The 19,921-nt window shown below is 52.6% G+C and carries 19 protein-coding genes, 3 pseudogenes and 1 riboswitch; of the genes and pseudogenes, 5 read left to right on the forward strand and 17 right to left on the reverse strand.

What is annotated here, in order from left to right:
- Positions 1 to 57 precede the first annotated feature (57 nt).
- Positions 58 to 1,164 carry an ABC transporter permease gene (locus HU143_RS15105; RefSeq protein ID WP_000469048.1) on the forward strand — a complete coding sequence of 369 codons (1,107 nt, stop codon included), beginning with the start codon at positions 58 to 60 and terminating at the stop codon, positions 1,162 to 1,164.
- Here the strand turns inward: HU143_RS15105 and HU143_RS15110 are convergent.
- On the reverse strand, positions 1,126 to 1,536 hold the full coding sequence (locus HU143_RS15110) for a YbhQ family protein (protein ID WP_000871970.1): 411 nt from the start codon (positions 1,534 to 1,536) through the stop codon (positions 1,126 to 1,128). The genes HU143_RS15105 and HU143_RS15110 overlap by 39 nt on opposite strands.
- A 132-nt stretch (positions 1,537 to 1,668) precedes the next feature.
- On the opposite strand from HU143_RS15110, the gene HU143_RS15115 reads away from it, so the two are divergent.
- From HU143_RS15115 to HU143_RS15125, 3 genes are read left to right on the forward strand one after another with little or no spacing between them, the layout of a single operon-like run.
- Entirely contained in the window at positions 1,669 to 2,427 is a 759-nt protein-coding gene (locus tag HU143_RS15115; RefSeq protein ID WP_000192039.1) for an endonuclease/exonuclease/phosphatase family protein, read from the forward strand.
- Positions 2,424 to 3,665 carry a cardiolipin synthase ClsB gene (gene clsB / locus HU143_RS15120; RefSeq protein ID WP_000649639.1) on the forward strand — a complete coding sequence of 414 codons (1,242 nt, stop codon included), beginning with the start codon at positions 2,424 to 2,426 and terminating at the stop codon, positions 3,663 to 3,665. The genes HU143_RS15115 and clsB overlap by 4 nt, the downstream gene beginning before the upstream one ends.
- Positions 3,665 to 4,627, forward strand: a complete 963-nt coding sequence (locus tag HU143_RS15125) for a lysylphosphatidylglycerol synthase transmembrane domain-containing protein (RefSeq protein ID WP_001129817.1) — start codon at positions 3,665 to 3,667, stop codon at positions 4,625 to 4,627. The genes clsB and HU143_RS15125 overlap by 1 nt, the downstream gene beginning before the upstream one ends.
- Before the next feature lie 2 nt (positions 4,628 to 4,629).
- On the opposite strand, the pseudogene HU143_RS15130 reads toward HU143_RS15125, so the two are convergent.
- The 9 genes and pseudogenes from HU143_RS15130 to moaA all read right to left on the reverse strand — a co-directional run.
- Positions 4,630 to 4,878 (reverse strand): annotated as a pseudogene (locus HU143_RS15130) (hypothetical protein); the annotation flags it as partial.
- Positions 4,805 to 5,038 (reverse strand): annotated as a pseudogene (locus tag HU143_RS24585) (hypothetical protein); the annotation flags it as partial. The pseudogenes HU143_RS24585 and HU143_RS15130, both read right to left, overlap by 74 nt.
- A gap of 23 nt (positions 5,039 to 5,061) precedes the next feature.
- Positions 5,062 to 5,769: a Bax inhibitor-1 family protein gene (locus HU143_RS15135; RefSeq protein WP_023227193.1), complete on the reverse strand. Its 708-nt coding sequence runs from the start codon at positions 5,767 to 5,769 to the stop codon at positions 5,062 to 5,064.
- A 146-nt stretch (positions 5,770 to 5,915) separates the two neighbouring features.
- Positions 5,916 to 6,620, reverse strand: coding sequence for a Bax inhibitor-1 family protein (locus HU143_RS15140; protein WP_000373611.1), 705 nt, complete (start codon positions 6,618 to 6,620; stop codon positions 5,916 to 5,918).
- Positions 6,621 to 6,667: 47 nt separating this feature from the next.
- Positions 6,668 to 7,120: a molybdopterin synthase catalytic subunit MoaE gene (gene moaE, locus HU143_RS15145; RefSeq protein WP_023195573.1), complete on the reverse strand. Its 453-nt coding sequence runs from the start codon at positions 7,118 to 7,120 to the stop codon at positions 6,668 to 6,670.
- A gap of 1 nt (position 7,121) precedes the next feature.
- The gene (gene moaD / locus HU143_RS15150; RefSeq protein ID WP_000598596.1) at positions 7,122 to 7,367 is read right to left on the reverse strand and encodes a molybdopterin synthase sulfur carrier subunit; all 246 of its coding nucleotides are present in this window, start codon (positions 7,365 to 7,367) and stop codon (positions 7,122 to 7,124) included.
- Positions 7,360 to 7,845 (reverse strand): cyclic pyranopterin monophosphate synthase MoaC, encoded by a 486-nt coding sequence (gene moaC, locus HU143_RS15155; RefSeq protein ID WP_000080894.1) that lies wholly within the window; start codon positions 7,843 to 7,845, stop codon positions 7,360 to 7,362. Before moaC ends, moaD begins: the two co-directional genes overlap by 8 nt.
- 2 nt (positions 7,846 to 7,847) lie before the next feature.
- On the reverse strand, positions 7,848 to 8,360 hold the full coding sequence (gene moaB / locus HU143_RS15160) for a molybdenum cofactor biosynthesis protein B (RefSeq protein ID WP_000084604.1): 513 nt from the start codon (positions 8,358 to 8,360) through the stop codon (positions 7,848 to 7,850).
- 21 nt (positions 8,361 to 8,381) lie between these two features.
- Entirely contained in the window at positions 8,382 to 9,371 is a 990-nt protein-coding gene (gene moaA, locus HU143_RS15165; RefSeq protein WP_000168180.1) for a GTP 3',8-cyclase MoaA, read from the reverse strand.
- Positions 9,359 to 9,503: riboswitch (molybdenum cofactor riboswitch) on the reverse strand. It overlaps the preceding gene by 13 nt.
- Before the next feature lie 264 nt (positions 9,504 to 9,767).
- On the opposite strand from moaA, the gene yvcK reads away from it, so the two are divergent.
- Complete coding sequence (gene yvcK, locus HU143_RS15170) at positions 9,768 to 10,676, forward strand: uridine diphosphate-N-acetylglucosamine-binding protein YvcK (protein ID WP_001246033.1); 909 nt, start codon at positions 9,768 to 9,770, stop codon at positions 10,674 to 10,676.
- Between the two features lie 91 nt (positions 10,677 to 10,767).
- On the opposite strand, the gene slrP is transcribed toward yvcK, so the two are convergent.
- From slrP to bioB, 7 genes and pseudogenes are all read right to left on the reverse strand, one after another.
- Positions 10,768 to 13,065, reverse strand: a complete 2,298-nt coding sequence (slrP, locus tag HU143_RS15175; RefSeq protein WP_023227194.1) for an SPI-1 type III secretion system effector E3 ubiquitin transferase SlrP — start codon at positions 13,063 to 13,065, stop codon at positions 10,768 to 10,770.
- 7 nt (positions 13,066 to 13,072) lie between these two features.
- Positions 13,073 to 13,247, reverse strand: a pseudogene (locus HU143_RS24590) (hypothetical protein).
- 307 nt (positions 13,248 to 13,554) lie between these two features.
- Entirely contained in the window at positions 13,555 to 15,576 is a 2,022-nt protein-coding gene (gene uvrB, locus HU143_RS15180; RefSeq protein ID WP_000042502.1) for an excinuclease ABC subunit UvrB, read from the reverse strand.
- Positions 15,577 to 16,226: 650 nt separating this feature from the next.
- Positions 16,227 to 16,913, reverse strand: a complete 687-nt coding sequence (bioD, locus tag HU143_RS15185; RefSeq protein WP_000167219.1) for a dethiobiotin synthase — start codon at positions 16,911 to 16,913, stop codon at positions 16,227 to 16,229.
- The gene (bioC, locus tag HU143_RS15190) at positions 16,906 to 17,661 is read right to left on the reverse strand and encodes a malonyl-ACP O-methyltransferase BioC (RefSeq protein WP_000079911.1); all 756 of its coding nucleotides are present in this window, start codon (positions 17,659 to 17,661) and stop codon (positions 16,906 to 16,908) included. Before bioC ends, bioD begins: the two co-directional genes overlap by 8 nt.
- Positions 17,645 to 18,802, reverse strand: a complete 1,158-nt coding sequence (gene bioF / locus HU143_RS15195) for an 8-amino-7-oxononanoate synthase (RefSeq protein ID WP_000118941.1) — start codon at positions 18,800 to 18,802, stop codon at positions 17,645 to 17,647. Before bioF ends, bioC begins: the two co-directional genes overlap by 17 nt.
- The gene (gene bioB / locus HU143_RS15200) at positions 18,799 to 19,839 is read right to left on the reverse strand and encodes a biotin synthase BioB (protein ID WP_000090724.1); all 1,041 of its coding nucleotides are present in this window, start codon (positions 19,837 to 19,839) and stop codon (positions 18,799 to 18,801) included. The genes bioF and bioB overlap by 4 nt, the downstream gene beginning before the upstream one ends.
- Positions 19,840 to 19,921: the final 82 nt, after the last annotated feature.

Consider the following 19,921-nt stretch of genomic DNA (forward strand, 5'->3'; position numbering starts at 1 on the left):
CATTATGCCTGATGCGCTTTGCTTATCAGGCCTACAAACTGGACTGAGAGGACGGACATGTTTCATCGCTTATGGACGTTAATTCGCAAAGAACTGCAATCGCTTTTACGCGAACCGCAAACGCGCGCGATCCTGATTCTGCCGGTGCTGATTCAGGTCATCCTGTTTCCGTTCGCCGCGACGCTTGAAGTCACTAACGCGACTATCGCCATCTATAACGAAGATAATGGCAAACATTCGGTAGAACTTACCCAGCGCTTTGCCCGCGCGAAAGCGTTTACCCATGTGCTATTGCTGAACAGTCCGCAGGAGATCCAGCCGACTATCGATACGCAAAAAGCGCTGCTGCTGGTGCGCTTCCCGGCGGATTTCTCGCGGAATCTGGATACCTTCCAGCCAGCGCCGATGCAACTCATTCTTGATGGACGTAACTCCAACAGCGCGCAAATCGCCGCCAATTATCTGCAACAGATCGTCAAGGAGTATCAGCAGACATTGATGGACGGCAAGCCAAAGCCCAACAATAGCGAACTGGTGGTACGCAACTGGTATAACCCGAATCTGGACTACAAGTGGTTTGTGGTGCCCTCGCTGATCGCCATGATCACCACTATTGGCGTGATGATCGTCACTTCGCTGTCCGTCGCCCGCGAGCGTGAACAAGGCACTCTGGATCAGCTGCTGGTCTCTCCGCTCACCACCTGGCAGATTTTCGTCGGCAAAGCGGTGCCGGCGCTGATTGTCGCGACCTTCCAGGCCACGATCGTGCTGGCTATCGGCATTTGGGCATACCAAATTCCCTTCGCCGGTTCGTTAGCGCTGTTTTATTTCACGATGGTGATTTACGGGCTGTCGCTGGTAGGCTTTGGCTTGCTGATATCAGCACTTTGCGCCACGCAACAGCAGGCGTTTATCGGCGTCTTTGTCTTTATGATGCCGGCGATTTTGCTCTCGGGTTATGTCTCGCCGGTGGAAAATATGCCGGTCTGGCTGCAAAACCTGACGTGGATAAACCCTATCCGCCACTTTACTGATATTACTAAGCAAATTTATCTTAAGGACGCGAGTCTGGGGATTGTCTGGGGAAGTTTGTGGCCGCTACTGGTGATAGCGGCCACCACGGGTTCAGCGGCGTATGCGATGTTTAGACGCAAAGTGATGTAGCTTTTTATCTTTCGCCAGTAGCGAGACCACGGCGGGCCCGGCCAGGATAGCCAGCCCCGCCAGCGCCAGTAAAACATTGTTTTGCAAGACGCGGGATAGCAGCCAGAGGACAATCAGCGCGGTGCCGAAGTACCAGGTGGTAGTCAGCTCTTCCAGCACATCCGCCACATCGCGCCAGCGCTGCTCATGATGGCGCTGCAACGCCAGCATCAATAGTACCGTCACGCCATAAAGCACGCATAATCCCAGGCCGACGCGCACTAATGTGCCGCTCATCCAGCCTATTACCAGCATCGCCACTACCAGTAAATGCAACATAATCTGCCAACAACCGAGGCCGGTTGCGACACGAACGCGTTGTTGCCACTTCATGGCTTTTCTCCTGAAGCATTTTTCTCTCATTATTCAGAGTACCGAACTTTACGGAAAATTCCGTAAGACCGCATCTTTTTGTGACGACGACTACACTATTTCAATCAGGATAGTGACGCGGACAGGAAGAAAATGACTCAACACACGCGAAATTTTTCATTCAAAGTGCTCACAATTAATACGCACAAAGGTTTTACCGCCTTTAATAAACGCTTCATCCTGCCGGAGCTGCGCGACGCCGTCAGAACGGTCGGCGCCGATATCGTCTGTCTGCAAGAAGTGATGGGCGCGCACGAAGTACATCCGCTGCATATCGAAAACTGGCCGGACACTACCCACTATGAATTTTTGGCCGACACCATGTGGAGCGATTTCGCCTATGGCCGCAATGCGGTCTATCCGGAAGGCCACCACGGTAACGCGGTTCTTTCTCGCTATCCCATTGAACATTATGAAAATCGCGACGTCTCGGTCGGCGGTAGCGAAAAACGCGGCGTGCTCTATTGCCGCATTACGCCGCCCATGCTCAACCGCCCTATCCACGTCATGTGCGTACATCTCGGCCTGCGGGAGAGCCACCGCCAGGCACAGTTAACCATGCTGGCGGGATGGGTGAATGCCTTGCCGGAATCAGAACCGGTGCTGGTGGCCGGAGACTTTAATGACTGGCGGCAAAAGGCCGGCCCGCCGTTAAACGCGGCCGGGCTGGAGGAGATATTCACCCGTGCCCATGGCCGACCGGCGCGCACATTCCCGGTGAGTATGCCGCTGCTGCGACTCGATCGTATTTACGTCAAGAATGCGAACGCCAGTTCTCCTACGGCGCTACCGCTGCGGAACTGGCGACATTTATCAGACCATGCCCCCCTTAGCGCGGAGATCCATCTATGAAATGCGGCTGGCGTGAAGGTAATCAAATTCAGCTACTGGAAAACGGCGACCAGTTCTATCCTGCCGTGTTTGAGGCTATCGCTCAGGCACAGCAAAAAATCATTCTGGAAACCTTTATCTTGTTTGAAGATGAGGTGGGTAAAAAACTCCATGCAGCTCTGCTAAAAGCTGCACAGCGCGGCGTAAAAGCCGAAGTATTACTCGACGGCTACGGCTCTCCCGATCTCAGCGACGCGTTTGTCGGCGAATTAACCTCGGCGGGCGTGATTTTTCGCTATTACGATCCCCGCCCGCGTCTACTGGGGTTGCGAACCAATATCTTCCGCCGAATGCACCGCAAAATTGTGGTGATTGATGATCGTATTGCTTTTGTCGGCGGCATTAACTACTCCGCCGAACATATGTCGGATTACGGCCCGCAGGCGAAACAAGACTACGCGGTACGGGTCGAAGGGCCTGTAGTGGCCGATATCCTGCAATTCGAAGTCGAGAATCTGCCGGGGCAAAGCCCCGCGCGCCGCTGGTGGAAGCGCCATCATCAGGCCGAAGAAAACCGTCACCCCGGCGAAGCGCAGGCGCTGTTTGTCTGGCGGGATAATGAAGAGCACCGCGACGATATCGAACGTCATTATCTGAAAATGCTGACCCAGGCAAAGCGTGAAGTGATTATCGCTAACGCCTATTTTTTCCCCGGCTATCGCTTGCTCCACGCAATGCGTAAAGCCGCCCGCCGTGGCGTGAGCGTAAAACTGATTGTCCAGGGGGAACCAGACATGCCGATAGTCAAAGTCGGCGCGCGGTTGCTCTATAACTATCTGGTGAAGGGCGGCGTGCAGGTTTATGAATACCGACGCCGTCCGCTGCATGGCAAAGTGGCGCTGATGGACGATCACTGGGCCACGGTAGGGTCGAGTAATCTCGATCCGCTCAGCCTGTCGCTTAACCTTGAAGCTAACCTGATCATTCACGATCGTACTTTTAACCAGACCCTGCGCGATAACTTACAAGGCATCATCGTGAATGATTGTAAGCAGGTCGATGAGTCTATGCTGCCGAAACGTACCTGGTGGAACCTGACCAAAAGCGTGCTGGCGTTCCACTTTTTACGTCATTTCCCGGCGCTGGTCGGCTGGCTACCTGCGCATACCCCGCATCTGGCGCAGGTTCCCCCGCCTGCCCAGCCGGAAATGGAAACCCAGGATCGCGTTGATCCAGAAAATACAGGAGTGAAGCCCTAATGGCTAAATCGCATCCGCGCTGGCGGCTGGCTAAAAAAGTGCTGACCTGGCTGTTTTTTATTGCGGTCGTCGTTCTGCTGGTGGTTTATGCTAAAAAGGTCGACTGGGGCGATGTCTGGACCGTCATCCGCGACTATAACCGCACGGCGCTTTTAAGCGCTGTGGGACTGGTGATCGTTAGCTATCTTCTGTACGGCTGCTACGACCTGCTTGGACGGCTTTATTGCGGCCATAAACTGGCGAAGCGACAGGTGATGTTGGTATCGTTCGTCTGCTATGCCTTTAACCTGACGCTCAGCACCTGGGTCGGCGGGATCGGGATGCGTTACCGACTGTACTCTCGCCTCGGGTTGCCCGGCAGTACTATCACGCGTATTTTCTCACTCAGCATTACCACTAACTGGCTGGGCTATATTCTGCTTGGCGGCATCATTTTTACCTTCGGCATTGTCCAGCTTCCCGACCACTGGTATATCGATGAAGGCACGCTACGTATTCTCGGTATCGTTTTATTGTTGATTATCGCGGTCTATCTGTGGTTTTGCGCCTTTGCGAAGCGGCGGCATATGACGATTAAAGGGCAGAAACTGGTGCTGCCGTCATGGAAATTCGCACTGGCGCAGATGGCGATCTCCAGCGCGAACTGGATGGCGATGGGCGCCATCATCTGGCTGCTGATGGGTCAGGATGTGAACTATTTCTTTGTGCTGGGCGTACTGCTGGTGAGCAGTATCGCGGGCGTCATCGTGCATATTCCGGCAGGCATCGGCGTGCTGGAGGCCGTATTCCTTGCGTTGCTGGCGGGCGAACATACGTCGCAAGGCACGATTATCGCCGCCCTGCTCGCATACCGCGTGCTTTACTATTTTATTCCCCTGTTGCTGGCGCTGGTGTGCTATCTGATCCTGGAGAGCCGGGCGAAGAAGCTGCGGGCGAAAAACGAGCGGGCGATGGCGAAATAAATTTAAGCAGACGCGTTTTCGCTTTCCAGCACAACGCGTTTTATCCGGTAAAAATAAACATATGCTGAGAAAAAAGACGTATTCATCTGTAAGCGGGAAAAAAGCAGCAATGACCAGCTAAACAGCAGCAGGAGCACTTCGTGAAACTCGCCCATGAATACTGATGACAGGGTACAGAACGTTGCCAACGTAACGGAAATAATGGCCAGTAATAGCGCATAGCGGTAAATAATGACCCCGCTCATGTTCCCATGACAATCCGTTAATAAAATGAGAAATCAGCGCTGGTGGGCATTTCTTATTAAAATCCTCGCCGCCATTTTTAATGGCGCGAGTGACGTCTTTAGCTTCACAAAACGCTAACCAAAATTGTTTGCCACATAATTTACTTATTATACCCATCATCACCAACCTGAATAAAAAACCTGCAACGCCTACGGCCTGAAAGATAATAGTATTTCCAGAATCATCAAAATGATATAACGACACAGCGTAACCACAGCATTAATAATACCAAGGTAAAGCGTCAGCGCGCCAAATAAAGCGCAACGAGACAGGGATGAAAACTCGCTGTGGTATAACATGCGGGCATAACCATGAAGTGTCGATTTTTCTAGTGCTGTAATCAATGTCCATACTAATACCGTCAGCACACTGACTATCCAGACCAGAGTGCTACTGGCCACCAGGCTATTGACAACTATCGCAGCGATGATCCCGCTTACCGCCATAAAAATTAACGGCCTGAATAGACCAGAACTGATATTCAGGTAGAAAATAAATAAGGCATTAAGACTAAACATGATTCCAACAATCACGAAAATGGTCGCGCCACCTGAGAAAAGGTAAGCTAATGACACGCCGGTAAGCGTAATGATGGCAATATATATCAACGTTGCGACAACAGTGCCAAAGCGGGAAAGGCAGGTAATGGCCCCATACCCCAGACCAAGCAAAAGTGCTGATATCCACAAAACAACAACAGGTTGAACGTGGGTTATCAAAAAATGAGTATACAACGTTAACCATATAATGCCGGCGGTACACCATAGTCCCAACGCAGTATACCAATAGGTAAGGGATAACATTGTCGCGGGAATAAATGCTATTTGCCGTATACGTATTGCAGCCAGAGGTCCCACCTGTCATTTATCACTCTTCACATGATCACGGTGATAAGAATGGCAAGCGCAGGAAAATATTTCTAAGATGTTTATGCTGTTTCGCCCTAAATATAGTCCTAAAAAAAATCCTGGCGCAGGGCCAGGATTTTAAGAGATCGCTATAATTAGCGGCGATTGCCAAAAATACGCAGTAACATCAGAAACAGGTTGATAAAGTCCAGGTACAGCGTTAACGCGCCGAGAATCGAATATTTACGTAGATTAGCGCTATCGCGGGTATCTATTTGCTCGCCGATATTTTTCAGTTTCTGCGTGTCATAGGCCGTCAGACCGACAAACACCACCACCCCGATATAGGTTACCGCCCACATCAGCGCTTCACTCTTCAGCCAGAAATTGACCAGCGACGCCAGAACGATACCAATAAGCGCCATAAACAGCATATTGCCGAAACCGCTAAGATCGCGTTTAGTGGTGTACCCGTACAGGCTCATGGCGCCAAACATTCCCCCCGTCACCACAAACGTGCTGGCGATAGAGGAGTAGGTGTAAACGATAAAAATACTGGATAACGTCAATCCAGTTAGCGCCGAATAGAGCATAAACAGCGTCGTCGCCATTCCGGCGCTAAGTTTATGCACCAGTCCCGACAGAACAAACACCAGCGCAAGCTGGGCAATAATTAAGCCAAAGAAGGTGATCTTACTGGAAAAGACAAACATCATGACGGCTGGCGTATTAGCCGCATACCACGCGATAAACGCGGTCAGTAACAGTCCGACCGTCATCCAGCCATACACTTGCGCCATATAGGTCTGCAGGCCGGACCGCGCCTGCACTATTGAATCAGATCGTGGAAATCTGTCCATGATGAACTCCTGTGTGGAAATGATACCCTAAAGCGTATCACATTCTGCTACCAACGTTTCGCCGACTGCTGGTCGCTGTCGCGCGCTTCGACCCAGCGATCGCCTTCCGGCGTGGCTTCACGCTTCCAGAACGGCGCACGGGTTTTCAGATAATCCATAATGAACTGGCCGGCGTCGAACGCGCTACTGCGGTGCGCGCTGGTGACGCCGACAAACACAATCTCATCGCCCGGCCATAATTCGCCAACGCGATGAATCACCGTGACCCGACCCAGCGGCCAGCGGGAACGTGCCTCAACGACGATCTCCGCCAGAGCTTTCTCAGTCATGCCGGGATAATGCTCCAGCGTCAGCGCCTTAACGCTATCGCCCAGGTTATGATTGCGCACTTTTCCGGTAAAGGTGACGACCGCGCCGTCTTCGTCGCGCGCCGCCAGCCAGGAATATTCCTCCCCGACGCTAAACGGCGCGGGGCCGACTACAATTCGCGTTTCGTGCATGTTAGCCCCCCGTGACTGGCGGGAAAAACGCCACTTCATCGCCCGCCGTCAGCGGATGGTCAAAACTTACCAGCGTCTGGTTGACCGCCGCCAACAGCTTGCCGTCTTCCAGCGCCAGCGCCCAACGATCGCTCTTTGTCGCCAGATGCTGTCGCAGCGACTCAACGGTGGAAAAATCGGCTGGAAGATCCAGCGCGTCAGTTCCTGTAAGCTCGCGAACCTGGGCGAAGAAAAGCACCTTAATCATGCGCATCCACCTTAAAATCCCCCGATTTGCCGCCGCTTTTCGCCAGCAGGCGCACCGGACCAATTACCATATCTTTTTGTACCGCTTTACACATGTCGTAGATGGTTAACGCCGCGACGGACGCCGCGGTTAACGCTTCCATTTCGACGCCGGTTTTACCGGTCAGACGGCACAGCGACTCAATACGCACACGGTTATGCTCCGGCTCGGCCTGAAGCTGAATCTCCACTTTACTTAGCAGTAGCGGGTGGCACAGCGGGATCAGCTCCCAGGTGCGTTTAGCGGCCTGAATACCGGCAATTCGGGCGGTCGCGAAAACATCGCCCTTGTGGTGTTTGCCATCAACAATCATCGCCAGCGTTTCACTACGCATGGTAACGAATGCTTCCGCCCGCGCTTCACGAACGGTTTCCGCTTTAGCGGAAACGTCCACCATGTGCGCTTCGCCTGCGGCGTTTATATGGGTTAATTGCGACATCGTTATTTCTTTAAATGAGGGTGAAAATTACATGGGCGTGTACGGGCATCCAGCTGCGGCGCAATGATATTCTCCCATGCGGTTCTGCACGCTTTTGTGGAGCCCGGCATGGCGAAAATCAAGGTGTTATTCGCCACGCCAGCTACCGCGCGCGACTGCAGAGTTGCGGTGCCGATCTCTTCAAACGAGAGCATGCGAAACACTTCGCCAAATCCTTCCACTTCACGATCGAACAGCGGCAACAGCGCTTCCGGCGCCTGATCGCCTTCGGTCAAACCGGTCCCGCCAGTTATCAATACGACCTGCACCTCATCACTGGCGATCCAGGCGGAAACCTGGGCGCGAATCGCGTAACGGTTCTCTTTAACGATGGCTTTCGCCACCACTTCATGCCCGGCCTCCTGCGCCGAATCACGCAGATAATGACCGGAGGTGTCGTCTTCTTCGCCGCGTCGGCTGGAAACAGTAAGAATAGCGATGCGGGTCGGGATAAATTCAGCGCTGACCTGACTCATCTGAAATCTCCTTATTAAGGATTAACCGCCAATGTAAGATAAATTTTGCGTAATACCAGTATTGCTCTGGTGAAGGAAATGGGTCTGCTTTTTCTCCCGCAACGCGTCGGAAATACGTTCCTCAAGCGCGTATTGCTGCGCATCATCCTGTAACAGGTCGCGTAAACTTACGCCGCCGTCGCCAAACAGACATAAATGCAGCTTACCGACGGACGAAACACGCAGGCGGTTACAGGTGGCGCAGAAATCTTTTTCATACGGCATAATGAGACCGATCTCACCGGCGTAATCGGGATGACAAAAAACCTGCGCCGGGCCATCGCTACGCTGGCGGAGCTGGTGGATCCAACCGCGCTTAATTAGCTCGTCGCGTAATACCTGACCCGAAATATGATGTTTGCGGAAGAGATCGCTCCCCTCGCCCGTCTCCATAAGTTCAATGAAGCGTAACTGAATGGGGCGAGGCTGAATCCAGGCAAGGAAGGTATCCAACTGATGGTGATTCACGTCGCGCATCAGCACGGTGTTGACTTTCACCTTTTCGAAACCGGCGTCAAAGGCGGCATCGATGCCCGCCATCACCTGGCGGAATTTGTCCTGACCGGTAATCGCATGGAACTGACGCGCATCCAGACTATCCACGCTAACATTGACGCCCGTCAGCCCCGCTTCGCGCCAGTTCGCGGCATCGCGCGCCAGTCGATAACCGTTAGTGGTCACCGCGATCTGGCGAATAGCATCATTTTCACCCACGGCGGCAATGATGTCGGTAAAATCGCGGCGTAATGAAGGCTCGCCGCCGGTAAGACGCACCTTTTCCGTGCCAAGACTGGCAAAAGCGCGCGTAACGCGACGAATTTCATCGACGGTAAGGAAACCGTTGTTAGTAACGCCGCCAGGTTTGTAGCCATCCGGCAGACAGTAGGTGCAACGAAAGTTGCACACATCGGTAATCGACAAACGCAAGTAGTAAAACTTACGCGCGAAAGCATCGGTAAGTTGTGAAGCCATGTACACCTTTCCAAATACGGGAGGCGGAGTCATTTCTTCCTGCGCCCTGGTGGCAAACGTTAAACGTTGTCACGGCCAAAGCACCGTATCAAAAATGACCCAGGTGCAGAGGCTAGAGTGTTTACTGTGGTTACGCCGATACTAGCGTGTAAATGACAATTTCGCCATCACGCTTTCGCTATATAAACATATACATAGCGATATGATCGTGCTATTTAGCGACAGAATACGTGAAAATCACACTTTTACATTGATATATATCATTTAGCCGTGGTAACGCCCTCGCTATAAAGGGGTAGTCGGGAATAATTAATTGTCTTTTAGCCGGTCGGCTAATTGCTGAAAACCCGCGACTTGCGCTACTGTAGCGCTGCTTATTTGACTTCAGGAATTTTTATGCGCAATCGTACGCTGGCTGACCTTGATCGTGTCGTTGCCCTCGGCGGAGGGCATGGATTAGGACGCGTCCTCTCCTCGCTTTCTTCATTAGGTTCGCGCCTGACCGGCATTGTGACTACCACAGATAACGGAGGGTCAACTGGCCGTATTCGCCGCTCGGAAGGCGGGATCGCCTGGGGCGATATGCGCAACTGTCTGAATCAGTTAATTACCGAACCCAGCGTCGCATCCGCTATGTTTGAGTACCGTTTTGGCGGTAATGGCGAACTTTCTGGTCATAACCTCGGAAATTTGATGTTAAAGGCGTTAGATCACCTGAGCGTGCGGCCTCTGGAAGCGATTAATTTAATTCGTAATCTGCTTAAAGTGGACGCGCAGCTAATCCCGATGTCGGAGCTACCGGTAGATCTGATGGCGATTGACGATCAGGGGCATGAGATTTATGGCGAGGTGAATATCGATCAGTTAGCGACTCCGCCGCAGGAGATCATGTTAACGCCAAACGTTCCGGCGACGCGGGAAGCGGTACAGGCCATTAATGACGCGGATCTGATTCTGATTGGCCCTGGCAGTTTTTATACCAGCCTGATGCCTTGCCTGCTGCTGGATGAACTGGCGCAGGCGCTGCGGCGCACCCCAGCGCCAATGGTGTATATCGGCAATCTGGGTCGCGAACTGAGTCTGCCCGCCGCCAGTTTAACGCTGGTCGATAAGCTGGCAATGATGGAGCAATATATTGGCAAAAAAGTCATTGACGCAGTAGTGGTTGGGCCGCGAGTTGACGTCAGTGCGGTGAACGATCGGCTGGTGATTCAGGAAGTGCTGGAGGCCAGCGATATCCCCTATCGCCACGATCGTCAGTTATTACATAATGCGCTGGAAAAAGCGCTACAGGCGTTGGGTTAAGCCCGTTTACCGACGACGCTGCGCTTATCAGAAGCCTGTTTACACCGAAGGGTAAACAGGCTCTCTCCCCCTTCTGATAAACTGCGTTCAGCTATCGCCAGTAGGCGCTCATGAGCGAGCTCAACTCTTTTTTCAGCAATATATTCTCCATGATCTCAGTAAAGAGGGTCTGATTGATCTCTTCCATTATTTTTATCCCAATAGCACGCTCTGCATCCATCTGTACCTCAGTAGTACGCTCTGCGTCAGAGTCGTCTGCTATTCTTAAGGCTTCCAGTTCAGCATTGACCCGGCTCTGATACTCATCCGTTTCAATACACTCAGCCCTTTTAGCCATCCTTTCACGCCACTCTTCTGGCGCTATGCGCTCCAGCACTTTATGCCACGGCCCCCACAGCGCAAACCATTTGTGAAAATCCTTATTTTCAGCAATTTTTATCCTTATTTCCGCCTCGTCCAGGTCAGACTCAGTGATACCCGAAACGTTATAAAATCGCATATCCCGGGTCATTGTTGTCAGCGACAGCGACTCTCGTAACTGATTCTGAAACCCCAGAAATACTTCGACTTCGTCAATAAAAAACAGCCGTTTTACCTTTTCTCTGGCGAGCGATTCTATTTGCTCCAGCCGAAAAATTTCACGCCCCGCCATAATCAGTTCCGCTAAGTGGCTATCAAAGGCGCCTCTTTCAGCATCATGAACCAACGTCGCTTCCTGCATTTGGTGGTATGCCAGTGTGACCCGATCTTCACAGCTTATCGTTGCATCCATCGCTATAATAAATGCGGTTTCTCTTAGTGCGCTATCTTCAGCCAGGCGCATTAGCCAGGCGGAGACTTGTTCCTTAAAATCCGGGTGTCGGGTGTTCTGCGTATCGCTAAGACGATCCAGAAACATGCTGAAGGCTGCCGCGTTTACTTCCGTCTCAAACGCCCGCCATTGGTTGACGTCTTCCTCCTCGAGATTGGTTAGCCACCCCTGGACAGCTTGATGCAGTGGTCGAGTTACCCGAACAATTGAAAAGTCGCCCATGGCAAACAATACCCGGGGTCCCTGATAATCTACAGAGGACATTAGCCGCTGCATATTCTGTATTGTTCGTTCTGAAAAAGGATTATATTCTACGATTATTCTTGTAGGTTGAGGTCCTTCACCACGAAAATGGGGTAACGACTCCGGGAGACGGACCAGGTGATTGCGAGAGGCCTGCATTATTTGTAATGCCGCCGGGAGGTTTTCCGGTAGATTACTCAATGCGTTACGGGAAACGTCCAGCGTTGTTATCGTGGGAGGTAGTGTTTCAGGCAGAACAGTAATCTGATTTTTACTTACATCCAGGAACTGTAATTCTGGTGGTAACGATGCGGGCAGACTGGTTAAGGCATTTTCGCCGGCCTCCAGATTCTTCAGGCCCGGTGGCAATGTTTCAGGCAGAGCGGTTAACGAATTACTCTGCACATTCAAATGGGTAATCCCTGACGGAAGATGTTCTGGCAGTGTCCTTATGCTGTTATCATAAACGCTCAGGTACCGAAGTTCCTCAGGTAGATTTTCAGGTAAGCAACTAATTTTATTATGGAAAAGATCCAGCGATTGAAGCGCTGAAGGCAAACGTTCCGGCAATTCAGTAATACGGTTAATGCTCAGCTCCATTTCCTGTATGGTATCCGGTAACGTGGCAGGGATACTGGTTAGCTGATTACTGCTGGCATACAGGGTCTTTATATTTCCCTGTAAATTTTCCGGCAAACTTTTCAGTTCATTGTTATCGAGTATCAGAGTAGTTATCTGCTCAGGAATATAGGCAGGTATAGTGGTAAGTCCTAATATTTTCAGACGAAGTTCCGTCTTATTATTTTTCAGGCAGTCACGCATCCGTTGTACGGCTTCTTCACGATTTGCTGCCTCTTTCGCTGGCGCCTCTTTTACCCACTCAGACCAGATTAACTCATAATTCACAGCATCTTTGGAGCCGGAAGTGCTACTCGCCTGCTCGCTTTCTGTCACACGGGTATAGGTGACTGACTTTCCCCCTCCCTCAACGGTATAGCCCTCTGTATTAAAAACTATAGACAGAATTTCCTGACTATTTTCACTCAAAATACAGTATTGGTCTGTCCCCCCTCTATTACTCTGAATATTATCCGCATACGCCGGGAAAGCTAACATCCTTAAACATTCAAACTTGCTTTTGATCTCTTCTGGCGAGGCGGTTTCAGGTGGATGACAAAGATAAGCGATGCAGTTTTGTGCTTCAACCTGATGTTCTGAAGAGAAAAAGGCACTTATTTTATTCCATATCTCTTCTTTTAAAGGCACCTCTGTTGATGCCTCATTGCTAATACTTTGATGCCTTGCCGTAGAGTGTATATTAGTAATATTAAACATATTTTCCCTACCTGATCTGAACGTAACCTAAAGTAACAGATAAGGATATTCTCAACTTTAAATAAGAGGTCACAGTCGTCATTATTTCGGACAAATCATTCAGTATTTGCAGCGCTTGACTTATAAATGCTCACGCTTCTATCACCTCTTTTTTTACGTAGGATGATGTTATCTGTTGCCATGACACGCTTTCAACGAACTCACATAAGATTAAAATGACGATCATAAGGATAGCTATACCGATAATACGGGGCGTTTTTTTTCATAGCCGAGGAGAGAGGGAAAATTAGCGTTGGGTTCAGCCTCAACGCTAATTTTCTTCAGTTGTGATTAAACTAGCTACCCCATTGATGTTTGAGTTTTTCGACAATCTCGTTAGTCAAAGCCTGTCACTGTTTTTCATTCCTGACTGACTTAGCCCTTACTATTGAACTGAAATTCTCAAAAGCGAGCCATGGTAACGATGACTCGCTGGCGATCGACACATTGTCAGGACGCCGCGATAAACAACTCGCGTAACTGGTGCAACTGGTCGCGAATTTGCGCGGCTTCTTCAAACTCCAGATTTTGCGCGTGCTGCATCATTTGCCCTTCCAGTTCATGAATTTTCTGCTGCAACGCTTTCGGCGTCATATCCAGTTCGACAATTCCGGCTTTTGCCGTAGAACGGCCCTTGCCTTTCCCCTTCGCTTTGGTTTTCGCAATATTCTGCCCCAGCGCCAGGATGTCGACCACTTTTTTGTTCAGCCCCTGCGGAGTGATACCGTGCTCTTCGTTGTACTTCTGCTGCTTCTCGCGACGTCGCTCGGTTTCGCCAATCGCCTTCGCCATCGACGGCGTGATTTTATCGCCATACAGAATCGCTTTACCGTTAACGTTGCGCGCCGCGCGCCCTATGGTCTGAATCAGGGAGCGCTCGGAGCGCAGGAAGCCCTCTTTATCGGCGTCCAGAATCGCCACCAGCGAGACTTCCGGCATATCCAGCCCTTCGCGCAGCAGGTTAATCCCCACCAGAACGTCAAACTCGCCCAGACGCAAATCGCGGATGATTTCCATGCGCTCCACGGTATCAATATCTGAGTGCAGGTAACGCACGCGCTCGCCGTGCTCTTCCAGATATTCGGTCAAATCTTCCGCCATCCGTTTGGTGAGCGTAGTGACAAGGACACGCTCATTAATGGCCGCACGCTGACGAATTTCGGACAGCAGATCGTCCACCTGGGTCGCCACCGGACGCACTTCAATAATCGGGTCCAGCAGCCCGGTCGGTCGCACGACCTGATCCACCACCTCATCACCAGATTTTTCCAGCTCATAGTTGCCGGGCGTGGCGGAAACATAGATAGTTTGCGGCGCTAAGGCTTCAAACTCCTCAAACTTCAGCGGACGGTTATCCAGCGCCGAAGGCAGACGGAAGCCATACTCGACCAGCGTCTCTTTGCGCGCCCGGTCGCCGCGGTACATGCCGCCTATCTGCGGGATGGTGACATGAGACTCATCCACCACCAGCAGTCCGTCGGCGGGCAGATAATCGAACAAGGTTGGCGGCGGTTCGCCCGGCCCGCGGCCCGACAGAAAGCGGGAATAGTTTTCAATGCCTGAGCAGTAGCCCAGCTCGTTCATCATCTCTAAATCGAACTGCGTGCGCTGGCTTAATCGCTGCTCTTCAAGCAGCTTATTATTCGCCAGCAAGACCTTACGCCTGTCCGCCAGCTCATCTTTTATCTCTTCCATCGCCTGCAGAATACGCTCGCGCGGCGTTACGTAGTGCGTTTTGGGATAGATAGTATAACGTGGCACCGTTGACTCTACCTGCCCGGTTAACGGGTCGAACAGCGACAGGCGTTCCACTTCTTCATCAAACAGCTCAACGCGTAGCGCGATGTCGTCAGATTCAGCCGGGAAGATGTCGATCACTTCGCCGCGCACGCGAAAGGTACCACGCTGAAAAGCTTGATCGTTACGGGTGTATTGCAATTCTGCCAGCCGACGCAAAATCGCGCGCTGGTCAATCAGCATTCCCACCGTCAGATGCAGCATCATTTTCAGGTAGAGATCCGGATCGCCCAGACCGTAAATCGCGGACACGGAAGCCACCACCACGACATCGCGTCGCTCTAGCAACGCTTTCGTTGCCGACAACCGCATCTGCTCAATATGCTCGTTTACCGAAGCGTCTTTTTCGATAAACGTATCCGAACTTGGCACATACGCTTCCGGCTGATAGTAGTCATAGTAGGAGACGAAATACTCCACCGCGTTTTCCGGGAAAAACTCTTTCATTTCGCCGTAGAGCTGCGCCGCCAGGGTTTTATTGGGCGCAAGCACCATCGTTGGCCGCTGCAAGTCCGCAATGACGTTGGCGATGGTGAATGTCTTCCCGGAGCCGGTCACGCCCAATAACGTCTGATGCGCCAGCCCGTCCTCCAGCCCCTCTTCCAGACGACGTATAGCGTCCGGCTGATCGCCAGAAGGTTTAAAAGCGGAATTCAGTTTGAACGGTTTACTCATGAGCGGCTACCTGAAGGAGTGAGCGGGCAGGGATGTAATTTTACTCTCGACGGTGAATATTGCCAATAAAAAATACTGGATGAAAAAACAGTAACACTCCAGTGTATAATGGCTATCGGCAGATGCCCCACGCTATTTAGAGGTAAAACATAGACAGTCGCGGGGTAAAATTCCAGCAGTGTGCTGGTTATCCCCAGACCAGAGTCTTTTTTAACATTTGTCAAGTCGGATGATGAAAGTTTTATGTCAACGTATCCCCCTTCCTTTACAACCATTGATTTTATATAACTTGCTGTCTGAAAAGGGATATTTTCTCAAGCCGTCTTTCGCGCCAATTTAGTCGCAGGCCGCGTCGCCTCTCGCTTACGTTGTGTTTTCTAACTCTAATACACAAGGTTATCCACAGGAATAGTGGATAACTGCTTCCAGCCCGTATCCCCTGCCGCCTGGCAAAATCAGCCCCTGACGTTTTCGCCGGGCGATAAAAAAAAATTATCGCTATTTTTGGCAGATTATTGGCTAACGAGAAGGGAAAAATTGAGGCGTAGACGCTCACATTTTGCACATTTTTAGCCTGGCGACCTCAGGAGGGTCTGGCGAAAGAACAGCAGGATCGTCTGATCCTGCAAGAAGGCGGTTTTTAAGCGCGGTCAAGCGCGTTCCAGGGGGCTAAGGTCCAGATACTGTCCTGTCGCCGCCTGCGATGGAGAAACGCCCAGCCACGGGATTTCCCCTAACAGCGGGGCCGGTATGACGCGACGAAGCGTCGCGAGATATTCACCATGACGCGCGCCTGGCGGCTGCATGTCGTTGGCTATCCATCCGACAAGCGGTAATCCGGCCTGTTCTACCGCCAGCGCCGTCAGCATGGCGTGATTAATACAGCCCAGCTTGACGCCAACAACCAGGATCACCGGCAGCTGCTCCGTCTGTACCCAGTCGGCAAACGTCAGCGTGGCAGAGAGCGGTGTAAACCAGCCGCCCGCCCCTTCTGTCAACACCCAGTCTGCCTGCGCCTCCAGCGTTCGTAATCCGCGTGATAACACCGCCGCGTCTATCGCCCGGCCTTCGTCGGCGCTAGCGATGTGGGGAGAAGTAGGCTCGGCAAAAGTATAAGGATTGATAGCGGAATAAGGTTGCGGCAGGCTGCTGTTACGCTGCAAGGCCAGGGCATCGCTATTGCGTAGCCCGTCGGTTGTCATTTCGCTGCCGGAAGCGACGGGCTTATAGCCTACGGTTTGATAACCTAACTGCGTTGCGGCCTGCAATAAGGCGCAACTGGCAACCGTTTTACCGACTTCAGTATCAGTACCGGTCACAAAATAGCGTTTAGTCACGTTCAATCACTCCCATAAAAAGATGGTACGTCAGCGGATATTTCCCCTGCCGCTGCGGCCATGCCAGTTGAATCTGTCTGAGCCGGGCGCGGGTTAATACATCCGACTCCCGCCCTTCATGAAGATGGGTGGCGCCAATGCCTTTGAGCGAGCGCATCGCGCTCAGGGCATCCTCAAACCACAATGTCATCGCCTGAGTATGACGAGACGCCCGCCAGCCGCGCAGCGCGTGGTCAATGGCCTCTTCCGGCAAAAAGCTATTCGCGTGAGCGCGATTATCGACGGCCTGCCATGCCTGACGCAGCTCCGGCAACGACCCCTGGCACAAGGTGGTAAACGCCACCACGCCGCCGGGCCGTACAACCCGATACAACTCGCTCAACGCATCACGTAAATCGCCACACCACTGGACCGCCAGGTTGCTCCAGGCCAGGTCAAAAACTTCGGCGTCATGGGGAATCGCTTCGATATCCGCCAGCAAATAGTGATGCGCCGCCTGACGATCGCGAGCCTGTTGCAGCATCGGCAGCGAAAGATCCAGGGCGGTCACTTCGCTCCCCCGCTCTCGCCAGTAACGACTCATACGCCCTGGGCCGCAGCCTGCGTCCAACACACTGGCAAACTGGCGGCCTGTCAACAGCGTCAGCAGCGCATCCGCGCTGTGTTGCTGTAAAGAGGCGTGCTGTTCATATTGCGATGCGGCCCGGCCAAACGCCGCCGCAATAGCCTGCTTATTCACCTGCGCCATGCAGCACCTCCAGCAGACGGTCTATATCGCACGCTTCATGCGCCTGCGTTAACGTTAAGCGCAGGCGCGCCGTACCGACAGGCACCGTCGGCGGACGAATCGCCGTCGCCCAGCATCCTTGTTGACGCAGCGCCTCCGCCAGGCGCAATGCACGGCTGTTATCGCCCACGATTAACGGCTGGATGGCGCTATGGGCATTCAGTAGCGTAAATCGGGACGCGTTAACGCCGGCCCGAAAGCGCTGAACCAGAGCGGCGAGTTTTTCGCGCCGTTCACCACCTTCATCGCTACGGATCACCGCCAGCGAGGCGCTTAACGCCTGCGCCTGGGCGGGCGGCATACTGGTGCTGTAAACCAGATGACGGGCGAATTGCAGCAGATAATCCGCGACGCTTTCCGAGCAGAGCACCGCTGCGCCGCTGACGCCAAACCCCTTACCGAAAGTCACCACCAGCAACTCAGGCTTCACCCCCCGTTGCCAGCAGGTGCCCCGCCCCTCATCGCCAGTCACGCCGATGCCGTGCGCATCATCAACCAACAGCCAGGCATGATGCCTGCGGGCAATGTGCTGGATTTCCGCCAGCGGCGCGCTGTCGCCGTCCATGCTGTATACACCTTCTGTCACCACCAGTTGCTGACCCACGCAGGGCGATTGCAGTAAACGCGACAGATGCTGCGTATCGTTATGGATAAAGCGGCGAAGCTGCGCCGGACTCAGATTAGCGGCTTCCAGCAGGGAAGCATGACTCAACCTGTCGGCCACAATCCGGTCATTTTTTTTCATTAAGGCGGTAATGACCGCCTGATTCGCCGCAAAGCCAGAGATAAACAGCAGCGCGCGTGGATATCCTAACCATTGCGCCAGTTCCTCCTCTAACGCCTGGTGCGCCACGGAATAACCGCTGATATGACCCGACCCGCCGCTGCCGACGCCAAAACGCGTCGCTGCCTGTTGCCAGGCGCGAATAATCTGCGGATGTTGACTTAAGCCGAGGTAATCATTGCTGGAGAAGTTAAGATACTGTCGCCCGTTCGCTACCAGCCAGCGTCCGGCACCCTGCGATACCACATAGCGGCGGCGCAACGTATCCGTCGCCCGACGCGCCGTCAGCGCATCGTCGACGCGTTGTTGCCAACTCATAAGGCTGCCGCGTTGTAATAATCATCGGTGTCAGGCGTCATCAGCGTCTGTTCCAGACGTTGCTGCTGCTCGTTATCGCCCGCCAGCACCCTGGTCTGCTGCGGATTCAGCCCCAGCTTACGGAATAACTGCAGATCCTTGTCCTCTGCCGGATTTGGCGTAGTTAACAATTTGCAGCCATAGAAAATCGAGTTCGCCCCGGCCATAAAGCACATCGCCTGAGTCTGCTCGTTCATCTGTTCACGTCCTGCGGAAAGACGCACGTATGAGGTCGGCATCATGATGCGCGCCACGGCGATAGTACGAATAAAATCAAACGCATCCACGTCATCGTTATCCGCAAGCGGTGTGCCTTTCACCTTCACCAGCATGTTGATTGGTACGCTTTCCGGCGGCGTCGGTAAGTTCGCTAACTGCAACAACAGTCCGGCGCGATCGGTAACCGTTTCGCCCAGACCCACAATGCCGCCGGAGCACACTTTAATCCCTGCTTCACGGACTTTTTCCAGCGTGTCGAGGCGCTCCTGATAGGTACGGGTAGTGATGATATTGCCGTAAAACTCCGGCGAGGTATCGAGGTTGTGGTTGTAGTAATCCAGCCCGGCGTTAGCCAGACGCTGCGCCTGGCTCTCGTTCAACATGCCGAGCGTCATACAGGTTTCCAGCCCCATCGCTTTGACGCCCTGTACGATCTTCTCCAGATAAGGCATATCGCGTTCATGTGGATTCTTCCAGGCCGCCCCCATACAGAAGCGGGTCGAACCGGCGTTTTTCGCTTTACGGGCGGAGTCCAGTACCTGCTCTACCTCCATTAAACGCTCGGCTTCCAGCCCGGTTTTATAGCGCGAGCTCTGCGGGCAGTATTTACAATCCTCCGGGCAGGCGCCGGTTTTGATCGACAGCAGCGTACTAACCTGTACCTGCTGCGGATCGAAATGCTGGCGATGAATTTGCTGCGCTTCAAACAGCAATTCCAGCAGTGGTTTTTCAAATAATTCGGTTACTTGCGACAGTGTCCAGCGTGGGTGGCGAGCCATCGGGCTTCTCCAAAATATGTTGTTTGTTTTTGATATGGTGTAGACTCGTAAACCTAAATCTTTTTAATTTGGTTTACAAGTC

Origin of the sequence: Salmonella sp. SJTUF14076, assembly GCF_015534835.1 — a bacterium.
GTDB classification, from domain to species: Bacteria; Pseudomonadota; Gammaproteobacteria; order Enterobacterales; family Enterobacteriaceae; genus Salmonella; species Salmonella enterica.

What these genes read in the sequence shown, in the direction of transcription:
- HU143_RS15105 (WP_000469048.1), top strand. Translation starts at nt 58, where the DNA reads ATGTTTCATCGCTTATGGACGTTAATTCGCAAAGAACTGCAATCGCTT.
- HU143_RS15110 (WP_000871970.1), bottom strand. Translation starts at nt 1,536, where the DNA reads ATGAAGTGGCAACAACGCGTTCGTGTCGCAACCGGCCTCGGTTGTTGG.
- HU143_RS15115 (WP_000192039.1), top strand. Translation starts at nt 1,669, where the DNA reads ATGACTCAACACACGCGAAATTTTTCATTCAAAGTGCTCACAATTAAT.
- clsB (WP_000649639.1), top strand. Translation starts at nt 2,424, where the DNA reads ATGAAATGCGGCTGGCGTGAAGGTAATCAAATTCAGCTACTGGAAAAC.
- HU143_RS15125 (WP_001129817.1), top strand. Translation starts at nt 3,665, where the DNA reads ATGGCTAAATCGCATCCGCGCTGGCGGCTGGCTAAAAAAGTGCTGACC.
- HU143_RS15140 (WP_000373611.1), bottom strand. Translation starts at nt 6,620, where the DNA reads ATGGACAGATTTCCACGATCTGATTCAATAGTGCAGGCGCGGTCCGGC.
- moaE (WP_023195573.1), bottom strand. Translation starts at nt 7,120, where the DNA reads ATGCACGAAACGCGAATTGTAGTCGGCCCCGCGCCGTTTAGCGTCGGG.
- moaD (WP_000598596.1), bottom strand. Translation starts at nt 7,367, where the DNA reads ATGATTAAGGTGCTTTTCTTCGCCCAGGTTCGCGAGCTTACAGGAACT.
- moaC (WP_000080894.1), bottom strand. Translation starts at nt 7,845, where the DNA reads ATGTCGCAATTAACCCATATAAACGCCGCAGGCGAAGCGCACATGGTG.
- moaB (WP_000084604.1), bottom strand. Translation starts at nt 8,360, where the DNA reads ATGAGTCAGGTCAGCGCTGAATTTATCCCGACCCGCATCGCTATTCTT.
- moaA (WP_000168180.1), bottom strand. Translation starts at nt 9,371, where the DNA reads ATGGCTTCACAACTTACCGATGCTTTCGCGCGTAAGTTTTACTACTTG.
- yvcK (WP_001246033.1), top strand. Translation starts at nt 9,768, where the DNA reads ATGCGCAATCGTACGCTGGCTGACCTTGATCGTGTCGTTGCCCTCGGC.
- slrP (WP_023227194.1), bottom strand. Translation starts at nt 13,065, where the DNA reads ATGTTTAATATTACTAATATACACTCTACGGCAAGGCATCAAAGTATT.
- uvrB (WP_000042502.1), bottom strand. Translation starts at nt 15,576, where the DNA reads ATGAGTAAACCGTTCAAACTGAATTCCGCTTTTAAACCTTCTGGCGAT.
- bioC (WP_000079911.1), bottom strand. Translation starts at nt 17,661, where the DNA reads ATGGCGCAGGTGAATAAGCAGGCTATTGCGGCGGCGTTTGGCCGGGCC.
- bioF (WP_000118941.1), bottom strand. Translation starts at nt 18,802, where the DNA reads ATGAGTTGGCAACAACGCGTCGACGATGCGCTGACGGCGCGTCGGGCG.
- bioB (WP_000090724.1), bottom strand. Translation starts at nt 19,839, where the DNA reads ATGGCTCGCCACCCACGCTGGACACTGTCGCAAGTAACCGAATTATTT.